Consider the following 12,628-nt stretch of genomic DNA (forward strand, 5'->3'; position numbering starts at 1 on the left):
GAGAATTTAATCTAGATTCTGAACAAATTTTATGAATCTTCATTCAGAAAGGGCTTTTGGCTAAAATACAAAATCACATTTATTATAAGGTTTAAAAAAATCATTAAAAATTAGACGATATTTGTTTAAAACAGAACTTATGGCAATGAATAAAAATACCATTTTTGGGTGGGCGTCATTTCTGACCTTTCTTGTGGGTACCGCGCTGGTGCTTCTTGGCGTACTAAAATATAAAGATTATGCTATCGGATTTTCAGTAACCGGAATCGGGTTTTTCTTTATTTCCTGGGTTTTTAATGCGTTAAAAGGAAGAGTTTAATGGACGGTAAGAATGAAAATTCAGAAAGAGCACAATTGGTAAAACATCTGGAAAGTGGACTTGCTTTTGCTTCCATCGATAGTTTTCTTGATGCGATACCGTTTGATAAAATAGGCATCAGGCCGAAAGGATTACCATACTCGTTTTACGAGATTTTTTATCATATCTGGTATGCCCAAAAAGATATTCTGAATTATTCCATTTCAGAAAACTATAAAACTCATAACTGGCCAGACGATTACTGGCCGGAAAATCGGTTTGCCGAAAGTGAAGATGACTGGGAAGATCTAAAGGCAGAATATTTTGAAGATAGAAGAATGTTGAAAGACCTAATTCTGGATGAAAAAGTTGATTTGAATGCTCCGGTCAAAAACTCTGATGAGCATAGTCTTTTCAGAGAGATCCTTCTGGTAATAGAACATTCTGCATATCATACCGGTCAATTGCTCATAATTCAAAGATTATTGGGTATTTATGATAATTGATTTCTGTGAAAAATTCAGGATATTTGCATCCTTGTAAATTATAAAATTTAAAATTTTAGAAATATATGTCAGATGATAATAAAGTGATTTTTTCAATGTCTGGAGTGACCAAAACCTTTCCGAAGGCGAACACCCCAGTATTGAAAAATATCTATTTAAGTTTCTTCTACGGAGCAAAGATCGGTATCCTTGGTTTGAATGGATCTGGTAAATCTACCTTGCTGAATATTATTGCAGGAAGAGATCAGAATTTCCAGGGAGACGTGGTTTTTTCTCCGAATTACAGTGTAGGAATGCTGGAGCAGGAGCCTGAACTCGATGAAGAAAAAACGGTGCTGGAAGTGGTAAAGGAAGGTGTGGCAGAAACTGTTGCGGTTCTTGACGAATATAATAAGATCAACGATATGTTCGGTCTTCCGGAAGTTTACGAAGATGCTGATAAGATGCAAAAGCTTATGGATAAGCAGGCTGAACTTCAGGATAAGATTGATGCTAGCAATGCATGGGAGTTAGATACCAAGCTGGAGATAGCCATGGATGCGTTAAGAACTCCGGAGCCTGATAAGAAAATTTCAGTGCTTTCCGGAGGAGAAAGAAGAAGAGTGGCTTTATGCCGACTTTTACTTCAGGAGCCAGACGTATTATTGCTGGATGAGCCTACCAACCACCTAGATGCTGAATCTGTACACTGGTTGGAGCATCATTTACAACAATATAAGGGAACAGTGATCGCTGTAACTCACGACCGTTATTTCCTTGATAATGTTGCTGGGTGGATCCTTGAACTTGATAGGGGGGAAGGAATTCCTTGGAAAGGGAATTACTCTTCATGGTTAGATCAGAAATCTAAAAGGTTGGCTCAGGAGCAGAAGCAGGCGAGCAAGCGTCAGAAAACTCTTGAACGTGAGCTTGAATGGTCGCGTATGAGTCCGAAAGGAAGACAGACAAAACAGAAGGCAAGACTTAAAAATTACGATAAACTACTCAGCCAGGATCAAAAGCAAATGGATGAAAAGCTGGAGATCTATATTCCTAACGGGCCCCGTCTTGGTACCAATGTGATCGAAGCTGAAGGAGTGAGTAAGGCTTTTGGAGATAAATTACTCTACGAAGATCTGAAATTCAATTTACCTCAGGCTGGAATTGTGGGTATTATTGGTCCTAACGGTGCAGGTAAAACCACCATCTTCAAAATGATCATGGGTGAAGAAGAACCGGATAAAGGAAGCTTTAAAGTAGGTGAAACCGCAAAGATTGCCTACGTTGATCAAAGCCACGCGAATATTGATCCTGAAAAAACCATTTGGCAAAACTTTAGTGATGAGCAGGAACTTATTATGATGGGTGGTCGCCAGGTAAATTCAAGGGCTTACTTAAGTAGATTCAATTTCAGCGGAAGTGAGCAGAATAAGAAGGTTAGTATGCTATCTGGTGGTGAAAGGAACCGTTTGCATCTCGCCATGACGCTGAAGGAAGAAGGAAATGTTCTTTTACTCGATGAGCCTACCAATGACCTTGATGTAAATACTTTGAGGGCGCTGGAAGAAGGACTGGATAATTTTGCAGGTTGTGCGGTAGTAATTTCTCACGATAGATGGTTCCTTGATAGAATCTGTACGCACATTCTTGCTTTTGAAGGTGATTCTCAGGTTTATTTCTTTGAGGGAAGTTTCTCAGATTACGAAGAAAATAAGAAGAAACGTTTAGGTGGAGATGTGATGCCAAAACGTATTAAATACAAAAAACTGGTTCGATAATATTGTGCCAGAATTAGAATTAAAAAGGAGCGAAATCATCGCTCCTTTTTTTATTTCTTTTTCGGCATGGGCCCTCTTAAATGAATGATAAGTCCGTCTAGAAAATTTCTTAAAAATTGATCCCCACATTCCATGTATTTCTCATGGTCCTCTCTACGGAAAATTGCTCCAAGTTCACTTTTTGAAACCTTAAAATCTACCAGTTCGCAGATCTTGACAATATCTTCATTGGTAAGTTTATGCGCTACCCGTAATTTTTTGAATATATCATTATTTGTTAATGCCATTGCTAATTTTGAAATTTTAAATTAAAAGTAGAGGCAAGAGTTTTTACTCTTTCAATATCTACCTGGTTTTCTATAGATTCTTCCGCATCCTTGATCAGGTTTGCAGCTTCCTTATCCAAGACTTTTGAATATGAAGATTCCTCTATCTGTTGTTTTTTTAAATAATGGAACATTAATAGAAGTTTCTGAACGATTACCACATCATGTTTACAGTAAGTTCTTATAGAAGCCATGATATTGTAGATGAGATCTTCAAAATCTACCGTGTTCAGTTTGATGTAAAGCTTGTCGTCCCGTTTGATCTTACTGGTGTCTTTTTTACGCATTCTAATTCCCAACAATTCCGTAAGATAATCAATTCCATTTATGGCCGTTCCAGGATCATTAATGCCCGGAGACATGGCCTTCACGATGATCTCTGTGATCTGTTTAAAAGCTAAAGTATAATTATCTGAAACCAGTTCCTCTCGTGCGAAATTGAAATTAGTAAGGATCTTTTTTACAGTTTCCTCATCCAGATCTTTTTTCGATTTAAATAACGGAATTCCATTAAGCACAAAAATTCCCTTGAAAGGAAGGATATGCAATTGCGTATCATACTCTTCGCAAATATCAATTAAGTTAGTAAAGGAAATATTTTGAAGATATCCGCTTTTTTTTGAGTGATACTCGTACCAGCCATCGGTTTCTGGAAAGTCATCCAGATCTTTTTCCTCTTTTTCAATCAGCTCATTTAGTCTTCCCTTAGCTGTTTCAAATATTTTCTGTAAAATATTGCTGATCTGTATGCTTTGAGAAATATTGTGAATAAAATAAATGAATGCGTAGATGCAGATGACGGTTTCGATGATTCCAAGTAATACTGAAAAACCAGGAATTTGATACTTATCACCTGTAGGTTGAATGCTGAAAAGGATGAAAATACAATAGATGATGGTAAACAGATAGATTCCTAATATCACTTGGTGTCTTCGGTCGCTTATAAGCCCTGGAAGCAATCTTGGCGAATAATTGCTAGATGCCTGACTCAGCAGTAACATTACCATGGAAAAACTAAAAACAACAACAGAGATAAGTCCGGAAATCAGTGCGCTTAAAATGGTCATGGCCGTATCACCATTATTCACGACCAAGATCGGAGCATGCTCAATTAGGTATTTAGAGACTCCCTGATTTTCAAGATATAACATGGTCACAGCGAACAGAAACCCAACAAAGGCTAGAAGCGTAGGATAGAATGCTATCTTACTTTCAACGACATTAAAAAAGGAAATTGTTCGGTAGTAGAGCTGTTTCATTAAGTCTGAAATTCAGATTTTAAAGTTAAACAATCTAAGCTGAGTCTAGAGATTTTAATATTTATTTATCAAACAAGACAAAATGACGGCATAAATTTGATTTAGACCGACAGAAAGGCAGTTTTTTTGAGTTGGTACTGCAATTGCTAATCAATATTTGAAATTCAAAATAACGTACAACTTAAAAATATAAAGCTATGAGTTTAATTAAAAGAACCGATTCAGGATGGCTGCCAACAGTTTTTGACGATATGTTCAGAACTGACTGGTTAGGAGGAACTACTAATGTAAACAGTATAGGGACTAGCATTCCAGCTGTAAATATCATGGAAACAGAAGATAGTTTTAGCGTTGAAGTAGCAGCTCCGGGAAAAGCCAAAGAAGATTTCAATATCGAGTTAGATAATGATGTATTGACCATTTCTTCTGAAGACAAGAAAGAAAACGAAACTTCAGATAAGGAAGGTAGATTTACCAGAAAGGAATTTAGCTACAGCACTTTTAAACGTGCATTTAGCTTGCCTGATTCTGTAGATAGTTCTAAAATTTCTGCAGCCTACAATAATGGTGTGTTGGAAATTGCATTACCAAAGCGTGAAGAAGCTAAAGTTCAGGCTAAAAGGTTAATAGAGATTTCCTAAAAAAGTTAGTTTGGTTAGTTAGTTAAAGGAGAAAAGGCGTCCATTTATGGGCGCTTTTTTTATCTATCAATCAATATCCATCTGTTTCCTGCGCTTTGAATTGTAAATATTTCCTGAGGTTTAATGCTTAAAACCTTCGAATTTGTTCTTACATCAAATAGATCGTCACTACCTTGAAAAATCAAATTCTTTTCTGAATTCGCCGGCCAGTTAATCAATCGGATGATCCTTCCTTTATTTGATGCTGAAGCAGGAATAACCAATCCGGATACCTGGTTATTGATCCGCAAAGTTCCAATCTCATCCGTAATTATAAAATCACCGGTAGCGCTGGTAGTAGAAGAATAATTCTGGAATCCGGGATTTCCCCAGCTAGCCTGTCCGGCAGCATTTAATATCATCGTCTGGCCTTCCAATCCTCTGTTTACAGGTAGTACATACTCTGTATCTGTAGAACTACCTATTCCAACTCTTCCAGCAAAATAACCGGCAAAAACATTGCTATTCTGGTCACCAATGGCGATACTGTAAATACCGTAAATATTACCAACTCCCTGAATGCTTCCAATTTCATTATAGATCCCGTAATTATTACTTTTAGCTCCAAAAGTTCTACCGACTCTGTTGAAAATTCCATAAATGTCATTGGTTCCCGTATTCTGATAGGTTTCATTAAAGAATCCGTAATGAATTCCAGCTCCTACACCTCCCACATTATTTTTAATTCCATATTTATTGCCATTGGTAGCGCTTCGATTATCATTTACAATTCCGTAGGTGGTCAAATTATCCGTAGCTGAATTTGCATTATCTACTTCAAGACCTTTCTTAAGGCTAAGATCCTTTCCCGTTCCAATCGCTATTTGTAATCTCGATGAAATCTGGTCTGTTCCTATACCAACACTCGCCTCCCTGTAAATTGGATCAGAAATAGTATTGGGACTTTGCGTGCTGCCTGGTTTATTAAAATTGCCTGTGGCGGAATCAGCGGCCAAATTTTTCCATTTATTTTCGCTGGAATTCCAGTAATAAAAGCCGGAAGGAAAATTTGTAACGCTTTTGTTTAAAAATACAAGCATTCCATGTTGATCCAGTCCTGGATTCTGCGATGGAAATTTCTCAATACGCGGAATAAGGATACCATCAATATTGGCCGGATTATCTTTATCAGTCGCGATTATATCTAATTGAGCTTTTGGATCTGAAGTTCCAATTCCCACCTGGGCAAAAGCTGAAAAGGCAATTAAGCTTAAAAATAAAGCATAGAAATTTTTCATAGACAAACAGTTTTGTTTGCCACTTGAGTATTGTTAAATGCTTTAGGTACAGATAAATATATGCTAAATAAGCTTAGCTAAAATTTAATTTTATGCTTTTTCGCTAATTTTTTCCTGTAGTATTTTTATTTCATCTCTTAATCTTGCAGCCTGCATGAAATCTAGCTCTTTTGCGGCAGTTTCCATGGCTTTTCTTTTTTCTCTAACCTGTTTCTCCATTTGAGGTTTGGTTAGATATTCAGCTTCTTCCTCAGCAGCTTTTAGATCAGGTCTCGTTTCGTGCTCATAGATATCAAGCTTTTCTTTAATTAGGGCAGAATTGAACTTTTTCACCAGCTTTGTTGGAGTGATATTATGCTCTTTATTGTAATCCATTTGTTTTTGTCTCCTATATTCCGTCTGATCGATAGTTTTTTGCATACTATCTGTGACCTTATCTGCATACAGAATAGCCTTTCCATCAACGTGTCTCGCTGCTCTACCAATAGTTTGAGTTAAGGAGCGGTTGCTTCTTAAAAATCCTTCTTTATCAGCATCGATAATTGCGACAAGTGAAACTTCAGGAAGGTCAAGCCCTTCACGTAAAAGGTTAACTCCAACAAGAACATCGAATAATCCTTTTCTAAGATCCTGCATAATTTCCACTCTTTCCAGGGTATCAATATCTGAATGTATATAGCGACAACGAATATCGATTCGGCTAAGGTATTTTGTAAGTTCCTCAGCCATACGCTTTGTCAGCGTAGTTACCAGCGTTCTTTCGTCTTTTTCAACTCTTACCTGAATTTCTTCAATAAGGTCATCTATCTGGTTTAAACTTGGCCTTACTTCAACAATAGGATCCAGTAAACCTGTAGGTCTGATCACTTGTTCAACATAAACTCCTTCACTTTTCTGAAGTTCGTAGTCTGCCGGAGTCGCACTAACATAAATCACCTGATTCTGCAGAGCTTCAAATTCTTCAAATTTTAAAGGTCGGTTATCCATTGCAGCCGGTAATCTGAATCCGTAGTCAACAAGATTTTCTTTTCTGGACCTGTCTCCTCCGAACATAGCATGAACCTGTGGAATGGTCACATGACTTTCATCTACTACCATTAAATAATCTTCAGGAAAATAATCCAAAAGACAGAATGGTCTCGTCCCAGGTTTCCTACCATCCAGATATCTCGAATAGTTCTCGATGCCAGAGCAATAACCAAGTTCCCGGATCATTTCAAGGTCAAAATTGGTTCTTTCATCCAGTCTTTTTGCTTCAAGGGTTTTACCAATATCCCTGAAATAGTCCACCTGCTTCACCAGGTCATCCTGAATTTCGTGAATTGCACTTTTCAGCACATCAGGAGAGGTTACGAACATGTTGGCGGGATAGATATTCAACCGCTCATATTTTTCAATTACATCATTGGTTCCCGGGTCAAAAGCTTCAATTTCCTCGATCTCGTCGCCAAAAAAATGAATTCTGAAAGCATTATCTGCATAACTCGGGAATACATCTACAGTATCACCTTTTATTCTGAAATTTCCATGGGTGAATTCTGCTTCAGTTCTGGAATAAAGACTTTGCACCAGTCTATGCAAGAATTTAGTTCTGGATATTTGCATATTCCGTTCAATAGAAACCACATTTTTCCTGAATTCCACCGGGTTTCCAATACCGTATAAGCAGGAAACCGAAGCAATTACGATAACATCGCGCCTACCGCTTAATAAAGACGAGGTAGTACTTAACCTAAGTTTTTCAATCTCTTCATTGATCGAAAGATCTTTTTCTATATAAGTTCCAGAAGATGGAATAAAAGCTTCGGGCTGATAGTAATCGTAATAACTAACGAAATATTCTACGGCATTTTCCGGAAAAAATTCCTTGAATTCAGAATACAATTGCGCAGCCAGAGTTTTATTATGAGCAAGAACCAAAGTTGGTTTTTCAACTTTCTCGATCACATTCGCGACAGTAAAAGTTTTACCGGAACCTGTTACCCCAAGTAAAGTCTGGTATTGTTCGTTCTTCTTTATTCCGGTAACCAGTTGATCGATCGCATTGGGTTGATCTCCGGTGGGTTTGTATTCTGATTCTATTTTGAATTTCATTCGGCAGATTTTCTTTTTCTCAGCCTCACGAAATTAAGCAATTATAAAACCTTATTCAAGATTTTAGGAATCATCTAACAAGTGAAAAATGCCCGGTGAATTCTTGGCCGTTTTTCAGCATTACTCTGAACCAATAATCTTCTGCTGGCATGGGATTACCATTATAATTTCCATCCCAGCCTTTATCAGCACCGCTCATCCTGGTCATAAGTTTGCCGTAGCGATCATAGATGTAAATAAGATTATCTACCGCAACATCTGGCGTCATGCCATTTATTTGCCAAAAATCATTAATTCCATCCTGATTTGGAGAAAAGAAATTATCATATCCCAAAACGGCAATTTCAGTGGTGATGATCGCACATTGATTCAAATCTCTTATGTATAATGTTTGAAAACCGGATGAAACATTCTCGAAAGTAGGATCACTTTGATAGGGACCATCAATATTTCCAAGTGAAAACTCATATTGCTGGGCATTGGTAACTTCCAGGGTCACCGTGTTATTATTTGAATTTACGGAAGGCTGCACCAGTGAGTATGACTCCAATTGAGGTGGAGAATTGAGAATTAAATCGATTGAAGCGATATTAAAGCAATTGGGATTTCCAGTTTCTGAAACTCTGGCATAAATTGTTTCCAGTCCGGCAGAATTAAAAGTATCAGGAAGAAAATTTACATTTTGCTGTGCCTCATCTGAAGTTTTGTAAAAACTTACGTCATAACCTGAAGGATTTAAACCCGAAAGAATTTTGGGATTGATATCTGAAAGAACATAATCTTCATTACCGTCCTGATCCAGATCACAACTTTCAATCTGCAAATCCTGCTGAATAAGCGGGCCGTCATTTATGATCAGGTCAAACTCCGTAATTTTATAGCATCCTGTAAGATCGTTTTCCACCCTTGCAAATACTGTATTTCGAGATCCCGTGCTGGTAAATACCGGGCCTATTGGCATTAAGTTGTCGGACGCATCGGCAAGACTCGCATGATAACTAAGTGTGGTATTGTTCTGAATCGTGATCGCATTGTCATTTTTGGATAGATCAAAATCGGCAGTTCCACTGGCATTACAGGTTTCAAGATCTGCTGGCTTGTTGATTTCCGGTCCGGCAGGAAAAGGAGAACCATCAACAGTAGCGGTTCCCGTCCATTCAAGTCTAAAGGAACTATCGCCTGAGAATCTATCAATAACTATGTAATAAGTTTCTCCAGCCTGAACATCCAGAGACCTGATGTAACTGTCTCCATTTGCTCCCGGACCTTCACGGGTTTCGGTTTCACTATCTCTCATCCCGGTATAATTATTTCCCTGGTTGGCAGCTTGAGGGTTGGTCGTAGAGCAGCGAATGGGTAAGCCAATTTGGCTACAGTTATTGGCAGGTCCAAAAACCCAGAAATCATAATCAATAACAATATCTCTGCTTGCAGGAATAAGATCAAATCCTAAAGTTCCACTTTTAACCAGTTCCACCTCCAGCCAGATACTGTTACTTTCATAACCACTACAGGCCAGTCCCTGTATTTCCTGAATTCCGGCACCCTCGGCATTGGTGGCTAAAACTCCATCTCCACAGATTTTTATAGCGCCCGAGCAATCATTCACAGAACCTTGAGAAAATCCGCTGGTGCTGGAAAGAATGAAACAACTAAATAAAAATATGGCTATTCTAAAATTGTTCAATTCATATTATTTATTAGACCTGATCAGTGAAAAATGTCCTTTGAACACTCGGCCATTCTGCAAAGTAACTTCAAACCAATAATCATTTGAAGGCATTGGATTTCCATTGAAATTACCATCCCAACCCTGACCTGGAGACAATTGTTTCAGTAATTTACCATAACGGTCAAATATAAAAATACTTTGGATCGCGTATTCAGGAGATTTTATTGACAATGGTCTCCAAACATCATTTTGCCCATCATTATTAGGAGTGAAAAATGTTGGAAAACCAAATACAAATATTTCCTTGGATATAAGCTCGCAGGCGTTTTCATTTTTTAAATAAACAGTATGAGGTCCTGGAGCAACATCTGTAAAAATCGGACTGGTCTGAAAAGGACCTGATTCTGAATCCAACGCATAAAAGCCCTCTCCATTGGGTTCGGCAATAACTTCTACCTGACCACTGGACAATTCTGCATTGATATTAATATCAATTATTTCCGGAGATAACTGTTCTGACACGGTATATTCAATTTCTCTGCTGCAACCCAGTTCTTTATCAGAAACGGTTAAAAAATAAGTCCCTCCTTGCTGTACCGTGATGCTCTGTCCCGTTTCTCCTGTATTCCATGTAAAATCATACCTGGAAGAATTTATTCCAAGATCTTCACCGATCTCAACAGGAAATTGAGAGGAACAAGCCTGCAGATTGAATGCTTCCTGAAGATCTGGAACTGAACCGATCTTAAGCTCTACGGACCCAGAACCATAACAAATATTATCACTTTCTGCCCTGATGTATAGAATTCGTGGATCTGAAAGATATGTTGCTGGCAAAGGATTTAAACCCAAAGCTGCGTCTGCCTCTTTTTCATGAAAAGTAAGGTTTACATTCTGCGGCAAACCATAATCATTCACAATATTAGTTTTTATTAGGTCCAGGTTAAATTCAGCATCACCATTCCCCAGGTCACATCCGCTCACCGGGTCTGGGTAAATATCTGTGCCGTCTTTGGTTTTCAGACTGACTTCTGAAATGCTATAACATAAAGAACCAAAAGAAGTTACTTTCGCGATCAGTTTTTGATCTCGAACCGTGTTTCTGAAAATATTATCCAGTGAATTACTATTCTTCGGATCATTTTCAGCATCAGTTCTTGATTCGTAGAAAAATACCTGCGTGGCAGTATTACCTTTTGAAATCGGGTCTTTGGCTAATTGTAAATTGAATTCAGCCAGGCCGTCTGTACCGTTGTCGTCATAGATATCGCATTGGACAAGTTCATAACTAGCAAGAACATCGGGATTTTCTGCAATATCAATCTGCTTGCAGATCGGTTCCTGAATTATTCCATTAATATATCCATTAACGGTCACGGTATAGGAGCCGGGTGCAGTAAAAGTGTGAGTAACTTCCAAACCGGTTGCTGTTGTTCCATCATCAAAATCCCATTCCGCTGAATCATAATTTGCCTCTTCAGAAATTGAAAATTGCGTTTCATCTCCAAGGCAGAGGTTTTCAGCAACAAAATCGTTTTTAAGTAATGATTGAATGAATTGCGGAAGACCTAAAGTAACTAAAGTTCCCTGCGGAAGCTTAATTGCATCCTGGACATAGTTTGCGGCATTACCCGTTAGTTCAGGTTTATTGATTACTGACACGGCATTATGGCCTTCTGCTAGAAAAGGATAACCAGATCTGTATATTTTGCCATCGATCGCAAGTTGAAGTGCTCCGGCAGTAAAAGAACTTGAATAGATCAGCATCTTTGTACCGGAAACATTTGGTGAATTTGGATCGAACTGATACAGTTCAGATTTATCTAAAACTCCGTTTGCTTTATAGAAGTTATTGGTGATATATAATTTTTCAGACCTGGCTGAAAATTCAACACCATAAGGATAAGCATTATCAAGGATCAGTCTTTCATTGGAAACGGTTCCGTCATCATCATTGAAATTGTATAGAAAAGCTTTTCCATTTGTTTTATTTGTATCCCTCGGGCCACTTCCCAGAATAGTAGAGGCGTGAGCAATGGCCAGTAATTTACCATCGGGAGAAATTTTCATTTGTCCGATGGCCGTTTTATTTGCTCCGTCATCTCTGGTGGTAGGCGGAATATTGGTAGGAACTGAGGTGATCACCGGATCTGTGACCAAACCGTCTTCCGTAACTTTAAAGGAATAGAACTTATTAGTAAAATGTGTCACGACCCAATAAGATTCACAATCCCCGGCGATGATCGCGGCAATTTTTTCCGAACTCTTGAACTCACTTTCTTCTGGGCTACCAGGATCAAAGGTTTGTAAAGGAATATTTTTCTGACCATTAACAATATCTCCGTAACCGGAATTCAAGGACATGTCGATAATATTGTAATGAACACCTTCTATGGGATCATTTTTTGGAATAGTATAATCTGGTTTGTCTACCGTAAACAGGTAATAGATTCCAGGATGTTTAGGCCGGGGAACTATGATCGCAGATTGAGTACTGGATACATTTCCTTTTAAATTGGAACCATTAGGCATCACATTATGCTGGCGATCCAGAACTTCGGTTCCATCAGTATAGAAAAGTAGATTTCCGTTCTGGTCTGAAATGGTCGCGACCCCTTCTATTGTTTGGATCTTTCCATTCGTTAGCGGTTGTACCTGTCCATCCTTGAACGTTAGACCTGCATTTATTCCAAAATACCAGTTTGCACCTTCTCCCTGACTAAACAGGAATAATGGGAAAATTGCTAAAATGATGAATGCTTTAAGTCTCATGATGACCGTAAAGCTAATTAATTTCG

Annotated in this window: 10 protein-coding genes; 4 read left to right on the forward strand and 6 right to left on the reverse strand. The window is 38.2% G+C overall.

The window, feature by feature from the left end:
• The first annotated feature begins 139 nt into the window (after positions 1-139).
• From AC2S94_RS09340 to ettA, 3 genes are all read left to right on the forward strand, one after another.
• The gene (locus AC2S94_RS09340; RefSeq protein WP_484628334.1) at positions 140-319 is read left to right on the forward strand and encodes a CAL67264 family membrane protein; all 180 of its coding nucleotides are present in this window, start codon (positions 140-142) and stop codon (positions 317-319) included.
• On the forward strand, positions 319-804 hold the full coding sequence (locus tag AC2S94_RS09345; protein ID WP_484628335.1) for a DinB family protein: 486 nt from the start codon (positions 319-321) through the stop codon (positions 802-804). The genes AC2S94_RS09340 and AC2S94_RS09345 overlap by 1 nt, the downstream gene beginning before the upstream one ends.
• A gap of 65 nt (positions 805-869) precedes the next feature.
• Complete coding sequence (gene ettA, locus AC2S94_RS09350) at positions 870-2,561, forward strand: energy-dependent translational throttle protein EttA (protein ID WP_484628336.1); 1,692 nt, start codon at positions 870-872, stop codon at positions 2,559-2,561.
• Between the two features lie 50 nt (positions 2,562-2,611).
• Here the strand turns inward: ettA and AC2S94_RS09355 are convergent, their stop codons facing one another.
• Positions 2,612-2,848 carry a DUF1456 family protein gene (locus AC2S94_RS09355; protein WP_484628337.1) on the reverse strand — a complete coding sequence of 79 codons (237 nt, stop codon included), beginning with the start codon at positions 2,846-2,848 and terminating at the stop codon, positions 2,612-2,614.
• Between the two features lie 2 nt (positions 2,849-2,850).
• Positions 2,851-4,146 carry a DUF2254 domain-containing protein gene (locus tag AC2S94_RS09360; protein ID WP_484628338.1) on the reverse strand — a complete coding sequence of 432 codons (1,296 nt, stop codon included), beginning with the start codon at positions 4,144-4,146 and terminating at the stop codon, positions 2,851-2,853.
• A 197-nt stretch (positions 4,147-4,343) separates the two neighbouring features.
• Between AC2S94_RS09360 and AC2S94_RS09365 the strand changes: the two genes are divergently transcribed.
• Positions 4,344-4,787 (forward strand): Hsp20/alpha crystallin family protein, encoded by a 444-nt coding sequence (locus tag AC2S94_RS09365; RefSeq protein ID WP_484628339.1) that lies wholly within the window; start codon positions 4,344-4,346, stop codon positions 4,785-4,787.
• Positions 4,788-4,846: 59 nt separating this feature from the next.
• Here the strand turns inward: AC2S94_RS09365 and AC2S94_RS09370 are convergent, their stop codons facing one another.
• From AC2S94_RS09370 to AC2S94_RS09385, 4 genes are all read right to left on the reverse strand, one after another.
• Complete coding sequence (locus AC2S94_RS09370) at positions 4,847-6,064, reverse strand: hypothetical protein (protein ID WP_484628340.1); 1,218 nt, start codon at positions 6,062-6,064, stop codon at positions 4,847-4,849.
• A 90-nt stretch (positions 6,065-6,154) separates the two neighbouring features.
• Complete coding sequence (gene uvrB / locus AC2S94_RS09375; protein ID WP_484628341.1) at positions 6,155-8,158, reverse strand: excinuclease ABC subunit UvrB; 2,004 nt, start codon at positions 8,156-8,158, stop codon at positions 6,155-6,157.
• A gap of 70 nt (positions 8,159-8,228) precedes the next feature.
• On the reverse strand, positions 8,229-9,845 hold the full coding sequence (locus AC2S94_RS09380; protein WP_484628342.1) for a T9SS type B sorting domain-containing protein: 1,617 nt from the start codon (positions 9,843-9,845) through the stop codon (positions 8,229-8,231).
• Positions 9,846-9,851: 6 nt separating this feature from the next.
• A complete protein-coding gene (locus AC2S94_RS09385) occupies positions 9,852-12,602 on the reverse strand; it encodes a T9SS type B sorting domain-containing protein (RefSeq protein WP_484628343.1) in 2,751 nt (916 codons plus the stop codon).
• Between the last annotated feature and the right edge of the window lie 26 nt (positions 12,603-12,628).

It is taken from the genome of Christiangramia pacifica (assembly GCF_057221535.1).